The sequence below is a fragment of the Enterobacter cloacae complex sp. BZL2005 genome, from assembly GCF_049238885.1.
GTDB lineage: Bacteria > Pseudomonadota > Gammaproteobacteria > Enterobacterales > Enterobacteriaceae > Enterobacter > Enterobacter roggenkampii.
The window spans coordinates 677,296-694,571 of the sequence record NZ_JBMKGI010000001.1; the positions used below are offsets into that span (position 1 = coordinate 677,296).

Consider the following 17,276-nt stretch of genomic DNA (forward strand, 5'->3'; position numbering starts at 1 on the left):
CTCTCATCAGGCCGGATTAGGGATATCAATAAAGGTTACATCCAGATCGGTATTTTCCGTCAGCCACTCGCTGAGGGCCCGAATGCCGCCGCGCTCGGTGGCATGATGGCCGGCCGCGTAGAAATGCAGACCCTGTTCACGCGCCGAGTGAATGGTCTGCTCGGAAACCTCGCCGGTGATAAAGGCATCAACACCGAAACGCGCGGCGCTGTCGATAAAGCCCTGCCCGCCCCCGGTGCACCAGGCAACGCGTTTTACCAGGTCCGCGCCCGTATCGCCGCACCACAGCGGGCGACGCCCCAGGCGCGCTTCAATCCACGAGGCCAGCTCCAGTCCGGGAACCGGCATCGCCAGCTCGCCCCACGGCACCAACGGCTCGATTTCGCCCATTACGGTTATCCCCAACAGCTGCGCAAGCTGAACGTTGTTGCCCAGTTCCGGGTGTGCGTCCAGCGGCAGGTGGTAACCGTACAGGTTGATGTCATTTGCCAGCAACGTTTTCAGGCGGTTGCGCTTCATGCCGCGAATAATCGGTGATTCGTTTTTCCAGAAGTAGCCGTGATGGACAATCACCGCATCGGCTTCCTGACGGACAGCCTCGTCCAGCAGCGCCTGGCTTGCCGTGACGCCGGTGATAATTTTCTGCACCGTTTCGCGCCCTTCTACCTGCAGGCCATTTGGGCCGTAGTCGCTGAAGGAGGCGATATTGAGTTTTTCGTTAATCAGGCGTTCCAGTTCACTGTTTTTCATCTTTATGCTCTCAAACTTTTCGGGCGGCTTCGTACGCCGCCAGCGTGGCGGTGCGCGCCTGTTTATGGTCAACAATCGGGCGGGGATAATCGAGCTTTACGCCCTGTTTATCCGCCCATGTCCACGGGTCGTGGATCGCTTTCGCAGGAACGTTCCTGAGCGCGGGCAACCAGCGGCGGATAAAGTCGCCGTTGGCATCAAATTTTTGCCCCTGAGTGGTCGGATTAAAAATCCTGAAATAGGGAGCCGCATCGGTGCCGGTAGAGGCCGCCCACTGCCAGCCGCCGTTATTCGCAGCGAGATCGCCGTCGATCAGCTGAGAGATAAAATAGCGCTCTCCGATACGCCAGTCGATAAGCAGATCCTTCACCAGAAAGCTGGCGGTAATCATTCGCAGGCGGTTGTGCATCCACCCGGTTTCATTCAGCTGGCGCATGGCAGCATCAACAATCGGATAGCCCGTTTCCCCTTTTTGCCAGGCCTGTAAACGTGCCTCATCGTGCTGCCATTTTACGTTGTCGGTCCAGGGGATGAACGGACGATGCTTACAGAGATCGGGATGATACGTCATCAGATGGCGATAGAATTCACGCCAGATGAGTTCGTTCAGCCACACCGAACCCGCCCCACCGTCCATCGCCTGCGGCTGCTCGGCCAGAAGACGATGTAAACACTGGCGAGGAGAGAGTACGCCCAGCGCCAGGCTTGCCGATAAGCGGCTTGTCCCTTCAATCGCCGGGAAATCCCTGCGCGCGTCGTACTCTCCCGCGCCCTGTTTGCAAAACTGGCGCAGCTTCGCAATTGCTGCCTTCTCGTTTGCGGGGAACAGAAGCTCATCGAATGCCTGTTGGGGATAGTTAAACGTTAATTCAGGCAGCGTGGTTATAGCTTCCCCTCTGGCTGCGGGTGCGGGTACGCACTCCGGCAGCGCCTCTTTCAGACGTTTAACAAAAGCATTTTTAAACGGCGTGAACACTTTATACATTTCATGGCCGCCGGTCATGACGCTGCCCGGTGCCAGCATTACGCTGTCATCAAATCCTTCACAAACCACCTCGCCCAGAATGTTCTCCAGTTGGCGATCCCGCAGCCGTTCGTTCAGCTCGTACTGGTAGTTATAAAAAAGATGCGTGACGCCGTTCTGCTGACATACCTCCCGCAACATCTTAAGCTGCGCGGCAAAATCACTGACCTCTTTGTAGATCAGCGGGATACCTTTTTCAGCAAGTGAGTGTTGCAGATCGTTCAGATGCGATTTGAGGTAAGCCGCCTGCCGCGGGGCCATATCATGCTGCTGCCACTGTTCAGGCGTAGCGATAAACAGCGCCAGCACGCTGGCGTCATCGGAACGGCAGGCTGCCGCGAGTGCGAAGTTGTCATGTACGCGCAGGTCCGCGCGAAACCAAACCAGATGGGTGGGCATAAAACTCCAGGCTATTGTCCATTATGTCCATAAGGGCATGCCGTAAAAGGAAAAAGCATGCATTGAACTACTTTGCCATGAAGTGTAGACGGGATGAAATAAAAAAGGCCGCCCAAGGCGGCCTTACAGACTGATGACAAGGTGCATGCTGTGCATTTCGCCCGGCGGCGCTACGCTTGCAAGGGCCTACAATGAAACATGCAATGTATTGATCTCTTTGCCCTGTGTAGGCCGGGTAAGCGCAGCGTCACCCGGCAAGAAAGACGGCAAATATGTGCCTGTAAACCCTGACGAGGGGCTATCGCTCCCCCGGCGTTTTTTTCTGGGTGTCGTCTTAGTATCAGTAAAAATCGCAGGTCGCTTTCTCGGCCTGATCCATCCACACCGGCTTCTCGCTGGTTTTCGCCCAGACGCGGTGCAGATAGCTATAAAAACGTGCACGATCTTTCCAGAACAGCATCACCGGCAGAGCCAGCACGCCAGCCACTACGGCGAAAGCGCGGCGCATGAACACGATATGAGCCGGAAACTCTTTATAAAGATCCATATTTTTCTCCCCTATAGTTGGCCGGAAACGTCATCCGGAAAATTCAAAATCTGTGACCTGGCTAAAATAATATCGCTTTGTTTGTAATTTTACTACTCATCCGACCACTTATTTTCGTCCGTTTAGCCAAAATTTACATTCACGCCGTAATTAAGTTACAAAAAAGTTAACAATTTACTTATCAATAGTTAAATTGTGGGCTTTGCCATTTTTATACTTTTTTTACACCCGCCCTTCTCATTTTTGCGAATTCTTTGCGCCATAAATCCTACCGTTAGCACAACAACAAAAGTCACCCGGAGGTGGATTGTGAGTGCAGGTCTTATTGCCGGCATCGTGCTGGTGTTCCTGTTATTGGGTTATCTGGTTTATGCCCTGATTAATGCGGAGGCATTCTGATGGCTGCTCAGGCGTTTTTGCTTATTGCCAGTTTCTTAGTGGTGTTGTTCGTCCTGGCAAGGCCACTGGGCTCGGGGCTGGCACGGCTGATCAATAACGTTCCTCTGCCCGGCACGGGAAGCGTTGAAAAAGGGATCTGGCGCGTACTGGGTATAGACGATCGGGAGATGAACTGGCGTGACTATCTGATCGCTATTCTGCTGCTGAATATCGTTGGCCTCATCGCGCTTTTTGCCATGCTGATGTTGCAGGGTGTCCTGCCTTTGAATCCGCAGCAGTTACCGGGCCTGTCCTGGCATCTGGCGCTAAACACGGCGGTCAGTTTTGTCACCAACACCAACTGGCAGTCCTATGCCGGTGAAACCACGCTCAGCTACTTCAGCCAGATGGTCGGGCTAACCGTGCAGAACTTCCTCTCTGCCGCCAGCGGTATTGCGGTGATCTTCGCGCTAACGCGGGCGTTTGCGCGCCAGAAAGTGAGCACGCTGGGTAACGCGTGGATAGACCTGACGCGCATTACCCTGTGGATCCTGCTGCCGATTGCGCTGCTGATCGCGCTGTTCTTCATTCAGCAGGGCAGCCTGCAAAACCTGCTGCCTTACGCACCTTATACCTCGCTGGAAGGCGCAAAACAGCTCCTGCCGATGGGGCCAGTGGCGTCGCAGGAAGCCATCAAAATGCTCGGGACGAACGGTGGCGGCTTCTTCAACGCCAACTCGTCGCACCCGTTCGAAAACCCGACCGCCCTGACCAATTTTGTGCAGATGCTGGCGATTTTCCTGATCCCCGCCGCGCTCTGCTTTGCCTTTGGCGACGTGGTCAACGATCGCCGTCAGGGGCGTACCCTGCTCTGGACGATGTCGCTGATCTTTGTGGTCTGTGTTGCGCTGGTGATGTGGGCCGAATGGCAGGGTAATCCGCACTTCCTCTCACTGGGTGCAGATAGCGCAATCAACATGGAAGGTAAAGAGAGCCGCTTTGGCATTCTCGCCAGCAGCCTCTATGCAGTCGTCACCACGGCAGCGTCGTGCGGGGCCGTCAATGCCATGCATGATTCCTTTACGGCGCTGGGCGGCATGATCCCGATGTGGCTGATGCAGATTGGCGAGGTGGTGTTTGGCGGCGTGGGCTCCGGTCTTTACGGCATGCTGCTGTTCGTGCTGCTGGCGGTGTTTATTGCCGGTCTGATGATTGGCCGCACCCCGGAGTATCTGGGTAAAAAGATCGACGTTCGCGAAATGAAATTAACCGCGCTGGCAATTCTGGTCACCCCGGCTCTCGTGCTGCTCGGCACCGCGCTGGCGTTGATGACCGAGGCTGGACGCAGCGGCATCTTTAACCCCGGCATTCACGGTTTTAGCGAAGTGCTGTATGCCGTCTCCTCTGCCGCCAACAACAACGGCAGCGCCTTTGCAGGCTTAAGCGCCAACTCTCCGTTCTGGAACTGTCTGCTGGCGTTCTGCATGTTTGTGGGCCGCTTCGGGATCATTGTGCCGGTTATGGCGATAGCCGGATCGCTGGTGAACAAAAAAATCCAACCGACCACTACCGGGACATTACCGACCCACGGCGCGCTGTTTATCGGCCTGCTGACGGGCACCGTGTTGCTGGTCGGCGCCCTGACCTTTATCCCCGCCCTCGCGTTAGGCCCGGTCGCGGAATACCTCTCTTTACGCTGATTTTGCGGAGAAATTGTCATGAGTCGTAAACAACTGGCCCTGTTCGAACCGTCATTAGTTCGCCAGGCGCTCATGGATGCGGTGAAAAAGCTGAGCCCGCGCGTGCAGTGGCACAACCCGGTGATGTTTATCGTCTGGGCGGGAAGCGTCCTGACCACCGCCCTGGCGATTGCCATGGGAACGGGCCATATGCCGGGAAATGCGATGTTTACCGGCGCCATCAGCCTGTGGCTGTGGTTTACCGTGCTGTTCGCCAACTTTGCAGAAGCGCTGGCGGAAGGCCGGAGCAAAGCCCAGGCCAACAGCCTGAAAGGGGTGAAAAAGACCGCCTTCGCACGCAAGCTACGTGAGCCTAAGTACGGCGCGCAGATGGACCACGTTCCGGCAGATGAACTGCGTAAAGGCGATGTGGTGCTGGTGGAAGCCGGTGACATCATCCCTTGCGACGGCGAAGTTATTGAAGGGGGCGCATCGGTGGATGAGAGCGCCATCACCGGCGAATCCGCGCCGGTGATCCGTGAGTCCGGCGGCGATTTCGCCTCCGTGACGGGCGGGACGCGCATTCTCTCCGACTGGCTGGTGATCCAGTGCAGCGTTAACCCGGGTGAAACCTTCCTCGACCGGATGATCGCCATGGTGGAAGGCGCACAGCGTCGTAAAACGCCAAACGAAATTGCCCTGACCATCCTGCTGGTGGCCCTGACCATTGTCTTCCTGCTGGCAACCGCGACGCTGTGGCCGTTCTCTGCCTATGGCGGTACCGCGGTCACCGTCACGGTGCTGGTGGCGCTGCTGGTTTGTCTGATCCCCACCACCATCGGCGGCCTGCTGTCGGCCATCGGCGTGGCCGGCATGAGCCGTATGCTCGGTGCCAACGTCATCGCCACCAGCGGGCGTGCGGTAGAAGCCGCCGGTGACGTGGATGTGTTGCTGCTGGATAAAACCGGCACCATTACCCTCGGTAACCGCCAGGCGTCGGATTTCTTACCCGCCCCGGGCGTGGATGAAAAAACGCTGGCGGATGCCGCCCAGCTCTCCTCGCTTGCCGATGAAACCCCGGAAGGCCGCAGCATTGTGATCCTCGCCAAGCAGCGCTTTAACCTGCGCCAGCGCGACGTTCAGAGCCTGCACGCCACGTTCGTGCCCTTTACGGCGCAAACCCGCATGAGTGGCATTAACATTCAGGATCGCATGATCCGTAAAGGCTCGGTTGACGCGATCCGCCGCCACATCGAGGCTAACAACGGCCACTTCCCGCCGGAAGTGGACAGCCTGGTCGAAAGCGTGGCCCGTCAGGGGGCGACGCCGCTAGTGGTGGCCGAAGGCGCGCGCGTGCTCGGGGTCATTGCCCTGAAGGACATCGTCAAAGGCGGCATCAAAGAGCGCTTTGCCCAGCTGCGTAAAATGGGGATCAAAACGGTGATGATCACCGGGGATAACCGTCTTACCGCCGCGGCGATTGCCGCCGAAGCGGGCGTGGATGATTTCCTTTCCGAAGCCACACCGGAAGCCAAGCTGGCACTGATTCGTCAGTATCAGGCGGAAGGCCGTCTGGTGGCGATGACCGGCGACGGGACCAACGATGCTCCTGCCCTCGCGCAGGCCGACGTGGCGGTGGCGATGAACTCCGGTACCCAGGCCGCAAAAGAGGCAGGCAACATGGTCGACCTCGACTCTAACCCGACCAAGCTGATTGAAGTGGTGCACATCGGCAAGCAGATGCTGATGACGCGCGGTTCGCTGACCACGTTCAGTATCGCCAACGACGTGGCGAAGTATTTCGCCATCATTCCGGCCGCGTTTGCTGCGACCTATCCGCAATTAAACGCGTTGAACGTGATGCACCTGCACTCTCCGGCCTCGGCCATTCTGAGCGCAGTCATCTTTAACGCCCTGATTATTGTCTTCCTGATCCCGCTGGCGCTGAAGGGCGTGAGCTATAAGCCGCTCACGGCGGCTGCCATGCTGCGCCGCAACCTGTGGATTTACGGCCTGGGCGGGCTGGTGGTGCCCTTCGTCGGTATCAAGGTTATCGACCTGCTGTTGACCCTGTTCGGCCTGGTTTAAAAGGTGAATCAAATGACCATGTTACGCCCCGCTATACTTCTGTTCATACTGCTGTCTCTCATTACCGGCGGGCTGTACCCGCTGGTGACCACCGCGCTGGGCCAGTGGTGGTTTAAGGATCAGGCCAACGGCTCGCTGATACTGCAAAACGGTGAAAACCGCGGCTCTCGCCTGATTGGTCAGAACTTTACGGATGCCCGCTACTTCCAGGGACGCCCTTCCGCCACTGCCGAAAGCCCGTATAATCCGATGGCATCCGGCGGCAGCAACCTGGCGGGCAGCAACCCCGAGCTGGACAAAGCCGTCGCTGAGCGCGTGGCAGCCCTGCGCGCCGCGAATCCGCAGGCCAGCCGTGACGTTCCCGTGGAGCTGGTAACCGCCTCGGCCAGCGGGCTGGACTACAGCCTGACGCCAGCAGCCGTGGCATGGCAGATCCCGCGCGTCGCCGCTGCCCGTCAGCTGACCGTCGAACAGGTGAGCAGGCTTGTGGCAGAGCACACGCAAAAGCCGCTGGTCAGCTTCATCGGCATGCCCGTGGTAAATATTGTTGAGCTGAATCTGGCGCTGGACGCGCTAAGGAAAAACTAAATGACCGACGAGCCCATGCGCCCGGATCCGGACAGGCTGCTCGAACAAACAGCTGAAGCCCATCGCGGCAAACTGAAAATTTTCTTCGGCGCCTGCGCGGGCGTCGGGAAAACCTTCGCCATGCTGACGGAAGCCCAGCGGCTTCGGGCGCAGGGGCTCGATATTCTGATCGGCGTGGTTGAAACCCACGGACGTAAAGAGACGGCATCACTGCTGAAGGGGCTGGCTACCCAGCCGCCCCGCCGCATCAGCCACCGCGGTCGGTTAGTCACCGAATTCGATCTCGATGCCGCCCTCGCCCGCCGTCCCGCGCTTATCCTGATGGACGAGCTGGCGCACAGCAATGCGCCAGGCTCGCGCCACCCCAAACGCTGGCAGGACGTTGAAGAATTACTTGAAGCCGGTATCGATGTGTTCACCACGGTTAACGTTCAGCATCTCGAAAGCCTGAACGACGTGGTCAGCGGCGTAACCGGCATCCAGGTACGCGAGACGGTGCCCGATCCCTTCTTCGATTCCGCCGATGAGGTGGTGCTGGTCGACCTGCCGCCCGATGATTTACGCCAGCGCCTGCATGAAGGCAAGGTTTATATTGCCGGCCAGGCCGAGCGCGCCATCGAACATTTCTTCCGTAAAGGCAACCTGATTGCCCTGCGCGAGCTGGCCCTGCGCCGAACCGCCGACCGGGTGGACGATCAGATGCGCGCCTGGCGCGACCTGCAGGGCCAGGAACGCGTCTGGCACACGCGGGATGCCATCCTGCTGTGCGTGGGCCACGGCAGCGGCAATGAAAAGCTTGTCCGCACCGCCGCGCGCCTGGCGGCCAAATTTGGCAGCGTCTGGCATGCGGTGTATGTTGAAACGCCGCAGCTGCACGCGCTGCCCGAAAACCAGCGTCGTGCGATCCTGAGTTCGCTGCGCCTGGCGCAGGAGCTGGGCGCGGAAACCGCCACCCTTTCCGATCCGCAGGAAGATAAAGCGATTCTGCGCTACGCGCGCGAGCATAACCTGGGGAAAATCGTCATCGGCCGTCGCCAGCATCGCCGCTGGTTTAGCCGCGAATCCTTTGCCGACAAGCTGGCCCGTCGCGCGCCGGATCTGGATCTGGTGATCGTGGCGCTGGATGACAAACCTACTCCCTTACCCAATCGCGCGCCGGACAGCCGTACCTTCAGCGATAAATGGCGCATTCAGCTTCGCGGCTGTCTCGTCGCCGTCGTGCTCTGCGCCCTGATTACCGTGATTGCCAGCCAGTGGCTGATTGCGTTTGATGCCGCCAACCTGGTGATGATCTACCTTTTGGGCGTGGTGGTGGTGGCGCTCTTCTACGGGCGCTGGCCGTCGGTCCTGGCGACGGTGATCAACGTCATCAGCTTCGATCTGTTCTTTATTGCCCCCCGCGGTACGCTGGCCGTCTCGGACGTGCAGTACATCCTCACCTTTGCCGTCATGCTCACCGTCGGGCTGGTGATCGGCAATCTGACGGCGGGCGTGCGCTATCAGGCGCGCATCGCCCGCTATCGCGAACAGCGCACGCGCCATCTCTATGAGATGTCGAAATCGCTGGCGGTGGGCCGCACGCCGCTGGATATCGTGCAGACCAGCGAGCAGTTTATCCGCTCGACGTTTCATGCCAGCAACCTGATTTTACTCCCGGACGAACACGGCAAGCTGCGCCCACTGACCTCCGCCACAGGCATGACGCCCTGGGACGAAGCCATCGCGCGCTGGAGCTTTGACAAAGGCTTACCGGCGGGCGCAGGGACCGACACCCTCCCCGGCGTGCCCTACCAAATTCTGCCCCTGCGCAGCGCCGATAAAAATCAGGGGCTGGTCATCGTGGAGCCTTCCAACCTGCGCCAGCTGATGATCCCCGAACAGCAGCGTTTACTGGAGACGTTTACGCTGCTGGTTGCCAGCGCGCTGGAACGACTGGCCCTCACCGCCAGCGAGGAACAGGCCCGGCTGGCAAGCGAGCGTGAAAGCATTCGTAACTCGCTGCTGGCGGCGCTGTCTCACGATCTGCGTACCCCGCTCACCGTCCTGTTTGGTCAGTCAGAAATTCTGACGCTGGACCTGGCGGCGGAAGGCTCGAAGCATGCCCTTCAGGCCAGCGAGATCCGCCAGCACGTGCTGAATACCACGCGCCTGGTGAATAACCTGCTCGACATGGCGCGTATCCAGTCGGGCGGTTTTAACCTCAAAAAAGAGTGGCTCACGCTGGAAGAGGTGGTGGGCAGCGCGCTGAAAATGCTCGAACCCGGCATGGGCGGGCGACATATTGCGCTGAACATGCCCAAACCCCTGACCTTAATTCACGTTGATGGTCCGCTGTTTGAACGGGTGCTGATCAACCTGCTTGAAAATGCCGCCAAATATGCGGGCGCCAGCGCGCAGATTGGCGTGGATGCGACGGTGGACGACGGCGCGCTTCGCCTTAACGTCTGGGATACCGGCCCGGGCATTCCTGCCGGGCAGGAGTTGGCTATTTTCGAGAAATTCGCGCGCGGCAATAAGGAGTCGGCCATTCCGGGCGTGGGGCTGGGGCTGGCCATTTGCCAGGCGATCATTGACGTGCATGGCGGCTCCATTTCCGCGGAGAATCGTCCGGAAGGCGGTGCGCGTTTTTGTGTTACACTTCCTCTGGAAACCCCGCCAGAACTTAATGAATTACCAGAGGATTTGTGATCAACGTTCTGATTGTTGAAGATGAGATCGCCATTAGCCGCTTTCTGCGCGCTGCGCTGGAAGGAGACGGTCTGCGCGTCCATGATGCAGGTACGCTTCAGCGGGGGTTAATTGAAGCCGCCACCCGCAAGCCGGACCTGGTGATCCTCGATCTGGGTCTCCCGGACGGTGACGGCATCGATTTTATTCGTGAAGTCCGTCAGTGGAGCCAGATGCCGATTCTGGTGCTCTCCGCCCGTACTGAAGAGACGGATAAAATCGCCGCGCTGGATGCCGGGGCGGATGACTACCTGATTAAACCGTTTGGCATCGGCGAGCTACAGGCTCGCCTTCGCGTGGCGCTGCGTCGCCACAGCGCCACCACGCCAGCCGACCCAACCTACACGTTTGGGGATATCCGGGTTGACCTGGCCGCGCGGCGCATTGTGCGCGGCGAAGAGGAAATTCACCTCACGCCCATCGAATTTCGCCTGCTCGCCGTGCTGCTCAACAATCACGGCAAGGTTCTCACCCAGCGCCAGCTGTTAAGTCAGGTGTGGGGACCCAACGCCGTGGAACATAGTCACTATTTACGCATATATATGGGCCATCTTCGTCAGAAACTCGAAGTCGACCCCGCTCGCCCTCGCCATTTATTAACTGAAACCGGTATCGGTTATCGGTTTATGCTCTGAATAACTATTCATTTTATTTTTAAATAAAATAAAAATCTCTCAGAAAATATTTCATAAATAATCCACTCGATATTTTTTGGGTTATTTATGTCCATTTTAAACATTTGCAATACATCCTATTAACCCGATACCAACAAATCAGAATTTTGATCTGCGATATTCATCAAAAACGACTATTTATTTCTAAAATGATCGGTTAACGGTGATCTCCTTCACAGTTAATCGCGCTTTCCTGGATAAAATGACCGTGCTTTCAATTACTGAAAGGAAAATAAATCATGGAAAACAACAATCGTTTAATGCCCCATATAAGGCGGACAACACATATCATGATGTTTGCCCACCGAAACTGCTTTGACTTTCATCTCTTTAATGCCCGGTAGTCCTTCGACTTCTGGCGCACTCGCTTACAGGTTACCCTGAAACATCTTATTTTACAGGCCATTGCCTGTGAACGCGTGCGCTCATTCATTTTGATTCAGACCCATCCGCACCGGGCGGACTGAATTTCAATCATCAAAAAAGCAATGTACTGATTTTAATCAGCGGCCACCCTTTGCTTTTTTTCCGGAAAATTATCGATTTCTTTTTTGCAAGAAATCGAGGGACGCTTATTACCTAAAATAAAGAGAGAAAGATGAAAAGTTTAAAAATCGCAGCCAGCCGCGCCTGTCCTGATTGCTTTACCACCCAGCGTGAACTGGTGGATGTCCGGGCCTCGGATTATATCGACGTTGCCGCTATTGTGCTGGCGGTCAGTGATATTACCGATGGCATACTGGAAGAAATAGAAGCCACCGGATTTGGCATTCCTGTTTTTGTCGCGACGCATAAAGAAGAATTCATTCCGGCAGATTATTTATCGCGCATCATGGCGTATTTGAGTATTCAGACACCAGCAACGACTTTTATGGACGCCAGCTGGAGGCGGCTGCCCTGAAGTATGAAACCCAGCTGCGCCCGCCGTTTTTCCGCGCCCTTGTCGACTATGTAAAACAGGGCAACAGCGCGTTTGACTGCCCGGGGCATCAGGGCGGCCAGTTCTTCCGCCGCCATCCTGCCGGTAATCAGTTCGTTGATTTCTTTGGCGAGACGCTTTTCCGCGCCGATCTGTGCAACGCCGACGTGGCAATGGGCGATCTGCTGATTCACGAGGGCGCGCCGTGCATCGCACAGCAGCATGCGGCGAAGGTCTTTAATGCCGATAAGACCTATTTCGTGCTCAACGGCACCTCGTCATCCAACAAAGTGGTGCTTAACGCCCTGCTCACCCCGGGCGACCTGGTGCTGTTCGATCGTAATAACCACAAATCCAACCATCACGGTGCCCTCCTTCAGGCAGGCGCAACGCCGGTCTATCTGGAAACCGCGCGCAACCCGTACGGCTTTATCGGCGGCATTGACGCCCACTGTTTTGAAGAAAGCTATCTTCGCGAGCTGGTGGCAGAAGTCGCACCCGGCCGTGCACGCGATGCGCGTCCGTTCCGTCTGGCGGTGATCCAGCTGGGCACCTACGATGGCACCATCTACAACGCCCGCCAGGTGGTGGATAAGATTGGGCACCTGTGTGATTACATCCTGTTTGACTCGGCCTGGGTGGGTTACGAGCAGTTCATTCCGATGATGGCCGACTGCTCGCCGCTGCTGCTGGAGCTGAACGAAAACGACCCGGGGATTTTGGTTACCCAGTCCGTGCATAAACAGCAGGCCGGCTTCTCCCAGACCTCGCAAATTCACAAGAAAGACAGCCACATCAAAGGTCAGCAGCGCTATGTCCCGCATAAGCGGCTGAATAATGCCTTTATGATGCACGCCTCCACCAGCCCGTTCTATCCGCTGTTTGCCGCGCTGGACATCAACGCCCGTATGCATGAAGGCCAGAGCGGCCGCAACATGTGGATGGACTGCGTGGTGAACGGTATTGAGGCGCGAAAACTAATCCTGGAGCACTGCCGGTATCTGCGCCCCTTCGTGCCGGAGACGGTGGATGGCCGTCCGTGGGAAAGCTGGGACACGGCGGAGATTGCGACCGATCTGCGCTTCTTCCACTTCGTACCGGGTGAAAACTGGCACGCTTTTGAAGGCTACGCCGAGCATCAGTATTTTATCGACCCGTGCAAGCTCCTGCTGACCACGCCGGGCATTAACGCCCGCACCGGGGAGTATGACGGCTTCGGCGTGCCCGCCACCATCCTCGCCAACTTCCTGCGTGAAAACGGCATCGTGCCGGAGAAATGCGATCTCAACTCGATCCTGTTCCTGCTCACGCCTGCGGAAGATATGGGCAAGCTGCAGCAGCTGGTGGCGCAGCTGGTGCGTTTCGAAAAACTGCTCGAGAGCGATGCTCCATTAAAAGAGGTGCTGCCTTCCATCTGCAGACAACATCCGGAACGTTACGCGGATTACACCCTGCGCCAGATCTGCCAGGAGATGCATGACCTGTACGCCCGTCACAATGTCAAACAGCTGCAGAAAGAGATGTTCCGCAAGTCTCACTTCCCGCGCGTGATGATGAACCCGCAGGACGCGAACTACGCCTATCTGCGCGGAGAAGTGGAACTGGTCTCCCTGCGCGACGCGGAAGGCCGCATCGCCGCGGAAGGCGCCCTCCCTTATCCACCGGGGGTATTGTGCGTGGTTCCAGGGGAGGTCTGGGGCGGCTCCGTGCTGCGCTACTTCGCCGCGCTGGAAGAAGGCATCAACCTGCTGCCGGGCTTCGCGCCGGAGCTGCAGGGTGTGTACGTCGAAGAGTGCGAGGGCCGCAAACAGGTTCGCTGTAACGTCATCAAACAACCCGCCGCTCAGCCCGCGCTGCTGAAAGGAGAGAAATTATGAGTAAGTCCAATAAGATGGGCGTGGTGCAGCTGACCATCCTCACCATGGTGAACATGATGGGTTCAGGGATCATTATGCTGCCCACCAAGCTTGCCGAAGTAGGAACCATTTCAATTATCTCCTGGCTGGTGACCGCCGTCGGCTCGATGGCGCTGGCATGGGCGTTTGCCAAGTGCGGGATGTTCAGCCGCAAGTCAGGCGGCATGGGGGGCTACGCCGAGTATGCCTTTGGTAAATCTGGCAACTTTATGGCCAACTATACCTACGGGGTGTCACTGCTGATCGCCAACGTGGCGATTGCCATCTCCGCCGTGGGCTACGGTACGGAGCTGTTTGGCGCGACGCTTAGCCCGGTACAGATTGGCCTGGCCACCATCGGCGTGCTGTGGATCTGCACCGTGGCTAACTTTGGCGGGGCGCGTATCACCGGACAGCTCTCCAGCATCACCGTCTGGGGCGTGATTATTCCGGTTGTCGGCCTGTGCATCATCGGCTGGTTCTGGTTCAGCCCGACCCTGTACGCCAACTCCTGGAACCCGCACCATGTGCCGTTCTTCAGCGCAGTCGGCTCTTCTATCGCCATGACGCTCTGGGCCTTCCTGGGCCTGGAATCCGCCTGCGCGAACGCAGAAGTGGTTGATAACCCTGAAAAGAACGTGCCGATTGCGGTCCTCGGCGGTACGCTGGGCGCGGCGGTGATCTATATCGTCTCGACGAACGTCATTGCGGGCATCGTTCCGAACATGGATCTGGCCAACTCCACGGCGCCGTTCGGACTGGCCTTCGCGCAGATGTTCACGCCGGAAGTCGGGAAAGTGATTATGGGTCTGATGGTCATGTCATGCTGCGGTTCACTGCTTGGCTGGCAGTTCACCATCGCACAGGTATTTAAATCTTCGGCTGATGAAGGTTACTTCCCCAAAATCTTCTCCCGTGTGACCAAAGCCGATGCGCCGGTGCAGGGCATGCTGGCGATTGTTATCTTCCAGAGCGGATTGTCGCTGATGACCATTAGCCCGTCGCTGAACAGCCAGTTCAACGTGCTGGTCAACCTGGCGGTGGTGACGAACATCATTCCGTATATTCTGTCGATGGCGGCGCTGGTGATTATTCAGAAGGTTGCGAAGGTGGATCCGCGCAAGGCGCGTGCGGCCAATATCGTGGCGCTGATTGGCGCAATCTACAGCTTCTATGCGCTCTATTCCTCCGGCCAGGAAGCGATGCTGTATGGTGCGATGGTGACCTTTATGGGCTGGACGCTGTACGGTCTGGTGTCACCACGGTTTGAATTGAAGAATAAGCACAGTTGAAAAAAAACCCGGTGGCGCTAGCGCTTACCGGGCCTACGATCGTTGTTGTAGGCCGGGCAAACGCAGTGCCGCCCGGCACACAAACCGCACTTACGCGTTTTTCAGCACTTCGCTGACAATCTCTACCGCTTCTTTCTCAATCTGCTGACGATGCTCAGCACCGAGGAAGCTTTCGCAATAGATTTTATACGCATCTTCCGTACCGGATGGACGCGCAGCGAACCAGCCGTTTTCGGTCATTACTTTCAGACCACCAATAGACGCACCGTTACCCGGTGCCGCCGTCAGACGCGCGGTGATCGGATCGCCCGCCAGAGTGCTTGCACTGACCATCTCCGGAGAGAGTTTGGACAGGGCCGCTTTCTGGGCAGACGTTGCGCTGGCCTGAATACGGTTATAGCTTGGCGCACCAAAGCGTGCTGCCAGGTCGTTGTAATGTTCCTGCGGGTTTTTACCGGTGACCGCGGTGATTTCCGCCGCCAGCAGGCACATGATGATGCCGTCTTTATCGGTTGACCACGGCGTGCCGTCGAAGCGCAGGAAAGAGGCCCCCGCGCTCTCTTCACCACCGAAGCCAAAGCTGCCGTCGTGCAGACCGTCAACAAACCATTTGAAGCCCACAGGTACTTCCACCAGCTTGCGGCCCAGCGCCTCGACCACGCGGTCGATCATCGCGGAGGACACCAGCGTTTTACCAACAGCCACCTCTTTGCCCCACTGCGGACGGTGCTGGAACAGGTAGTTGATCGCAACAGCCAGATAGTGGTTCGGGTTCATCAGCCCGGCAGGAGTGACGATACCGTGACGGTCGTAATCCGGGTCGTTCGCAAACGCCAGATCGAATTTATCACGCAGCGCCAGCAGGCCCGCCATCGCGCACTCGGAGGAGCAGTCCATGCGGATCGCGCCGTCTTTGTCCAGGTGCATAAAGCGGAAGGTCTGATCGACGTGATCGTTCACGATGGTCAGATCCAGCTTGTAGTGCTCGGCAATACGTTTCCAGTATTCAATACCGGAGCCGCCCAGCGGATCCACGCCCAGCTTCAGGCCGGCTTTCTGGATGGCCGCCATATCGACGATCTCCGCCAGCCCTTCCACGAACGGCTGAACCAGATCCTGCTCTTTTACGTGGCCGGACGCCATGGCCGCATCCAGAGAGATGCGCTTCACGCCTTTCAGGCCGTCAGCCAGCAGGGCGTTCGCACGATCTTCCACCACTTTGGTGACGTTAGTGTCTGCCGGGCCACCGTTAGGCGGGTTGTATTTGATGCCGCCGTCTTCCGGCGGGTTGTGGGATGGCGTGATCACGATACCGTCAGCCAGCGCGCCACCTTTTTTGTTGTGCACCAGGATGGCGTTAGAGACCGCAGGCGTTGGGGTGAAGCCGTTGTTCTCCTGAACAATCACCTCGACGCCGTTCGCAGTCAGAACTTCCAGCACGGAGATAAAGGCCGGTTCAGACAGCGCATGGGTATCTTTCCCCACGTAGCACGGACCGGTAACGCCATTTTTAGCGCGCTCTTCCGCAATGGCCTGAGCAATGGCCAGAATGTGCGGTTCGTTAAAGCTGTGGCGAGCCGCGCTGCCGCGGTGACCAGATGTACCAAACTTCACTGCGTGTTCTGCGTTGCCCACGACCGGCTTCAGCACGTAATACTGCGCGGTCAGCTGAGCGACGTTAATCAAATCGCTTTGTTGTGCAGGTTGGCCTGCACGGCTGTGATTTGCCATTACCGGGTCCTTCTGATGCAAGGGTTAAATTGTACCGCAAACCTTCTCAATCAATTCCGCCGGGAACTGCATGGACTGCATGATGTGTTCAATCATGCTGCACTTGCGGCCCGTATTGGTATTGGTGATCACCCAGTATGGGGTGCCAGGAACATGTTTGGGTTTGGTTTGATTGCCATTTTGCAGCAGCGTCTGCTCGTCGCCCGCGAAGTAGACGCGAGTACGGCCGTGCAGCGACTCGGTCGCTTCAGCAAACGCTTTGTTATCCAGTGAATAAAGTGTAGACAGCACCAGCATAAAGCGGTTAACCGCCTTTTTTTGCTCCGCATATTCATCGGAGAGCAGCAGCTCGCGCATCGCGCGCACTTTATCTTTTGCCGGTGTCACGGCAGGTTTTGCTTGTGCAACAACGCTTGGCTGAGACACGACATCTTTGGTGACTGGGGTAGCAGGCTGTGAAGCGGCGGAAATTTTAAGCATGCGCCGTAAAATGTCGGACGCGCTCTCCCCGATATGCCGCGTCTGGCTGGCAATATACTGATAGAGTTCGTCATCAACTTCGATTGTTTTCATCTTAATCCAGTG

The 17,276-nt window shown here is 57.4% G+C and carries 13 protein-coding genes and 1 pseudogene; 9 read left to right on the plus strand and 5 right to left on the minus strand.

What is annotated here, in order from left to right:
* Positions 1 to 6: 6 nt before the first annotated feature.
* From ACOTXI_RS03445 to ACOTXI_RS03455, 3 genes are all read right to left on the minus strand, one after another.
* Positions 7 to 750: a type 2 GTP cyclohydrolase I gene (locus ACOTXI_RS03445; protein ID WP_008501081.1), complete on the minus strand. Its 744-nt coding sequence runs from the start codon at positions 748 to 750 to the stop codon at positions 7 to 9.
* Positions 751 to 760: 10 nt separating this feature from the next.
* Positions 761 to 2,173, minus strand: a complete 1,413-nt coding sequence (gene phrB / locus ACOTXI_RS03450; protein ID WP_008501080.1) for a deoxyribodipyrimidine photo-lyase — start codon at positions 2,171 to 2,173, stop codon at positions 761 to 763.
* A 340-nt stretch (positions 2,174 to 2,513) separates the two neighbouring features.
* Positions 2,514 to 2,720: a YbfA family protein gene (locus ACOTXI_RS03455; protein ID WP_008501079.1), complete on the minus strand. Its 207-nt coding sequence runs from the start codon at positions 2,718 to 2,720 to the stop codon at positions 2,514 to 2,516.
* A gap of 309 nt (positions 2,721 to 3,029) precedes the next feature.
* Between ACOTXI_RS03455 and kdpF the strand changes: the two genes are divergently transcribed.
* The 9 genes and pseudogenes from kdpF (at position 3,030) to potE (ending at position 14,960) form a co-directional block, all read left to right on the plus strand.
* Positions 3,030 to 3,119 (plus strand): K(+)-transporting ATPase subunit F, encoded by a 90-nt coding sequence (kdpF, locus tag ACOTXI_RS03460; protein ID WP_014069365.1) that lies wholly within the window; start codon positions 3,030 to 3,032, stop codon positions 3,117 to 3,119.
* A complete protein-coding gene (kdpA, locus tag ACOTXI_RS03465; RefSeq protein WP_058653532.1) occupies positions 3,119 to 4,798 on the plus strand; it encodes a potassium-transporting ATPase subunit KdpA in 1,680 nt (559 codons plus the stop codon). The genes kdpF and kdpA overlap by 1 nt, the downstream gene beginning before the upstream one ends.
* A gap of 18 nt (positions 4,799 to 4,816) precedes the next feature.
* Entirely contained in the window at positions 4,817 to 6,865 is a 2,049-nt protein-coding gene (gene kdpB, locus ACOTXI_RS03470) for a potassium-transporting ATPase subunit KdpB (RefSeq protein WP_008501077.1), read from the plus strand.
* Between the two features lie 12 nt (positions 6,866 to 6,877).
* Positions 6,878 to 7,453 carry a potassium-transporting ATPase subunit KdpC gene (gene kdpC / locus ACOTXI_RS03475; RefSeq protein ID WP_023343593.1) on the plus strand — a complete coding sequence of 192 codons (576 nt, stop codon included), beginning with the start codon at positions 6,878 to 6,880 and terminating at the stop codon, positions 7,451 to 7,453.
* A complete protein-coding gene (gene kdpD, locus ACOTXI_RS03480) occupies positions 7,454 to 10,141 on the plus strand; it encodes a two-component system sensor histidine kinase KdpD (protein ID WP_058653534.1) in 2,688 nt (895 codons plus the stop codon).
* Positions 10,138 to 10,815, plus strand: coding sequence for a two-component system response regulator KdpE (gene kdpE, locus ACOTXI_RS03485; protein WP_008501074.1), 678 nt, complete (start codon positions 10,138 to 10,140; stop codon positions 10,813 to 10,815). Before kdpD ends, kdpE begins: the two co-directional genes overlap by 4 nt.
* A 278-nt stretch (positions 10,816 to 11,093) precedes the next feature.
* Complete coding sequence (gene speFL, locus ACOTXI_RS03490; protein WP_003858645.1) at positions 11,094 to 11,198, plus strand: leader peptide SpeFL; 105 nt, start codon at positions 11,094 to 11,096, stop codon at positions 11,196 to 11,198.
* A 254-nt stretch (positions 11,199 to 11,452) separates the two neighbouring features.
* A pseudogene (gene speF, locus ACOTXI_RS03495) lies at positions 11,453 to 13,650 on the plus strand (ornithine decarboxylase SpeF).
* Positions 13,647 to 14,960 (plus strand): putrescine-ornithine antiporter, encoded by a 1,314-nt coding sequence (potE, locus tag ACOTXI_RS03500; protein ID WP_008501072.1) that lies wholly within the window; start codon positions 13,647 to 13,649, stop codon positions 14,958 to 14,960. The pseudogene speF and the gene potE overlap by 4 nt, the downstream one beginning before the upstream one ends.
* A gap of 90 nt (positions 14,961 to 15,050) precedes the next feature.
* On the opposite strand, the gene pgm is transcribed toward potE, so the two are convergent.
* Positions 15,051 to 16,691, minus strand: a complete 1,641-nt coding sequence (gene pgm / locus ACOTXI_RS03505) for a phosphoglucomutase (alpha-D-glucose-1,6-bisphosphate-dependent) (protein WP_058653536.1) — start codon at positions 16,689 to 16,691, stop codon at positions 15,051 to 15,053.
* Between the two features lie 24 nt (positions 16,692 to 16,715).
* Positions 16,716 to 17,264: a replication initiation negative regulator SeqA gene (seqA, locus tag ACOTXI_RS03510; protein ID WP_008501070.1), complete on the minus strand. Its 549-nt coding sequence runs from the start codon at positions 17,262 to 17,264 to the stop codon at positions 16,716 to 16,718.
* Positions 17,265 to 17,276: the final 12 nt, after the last annotated feature.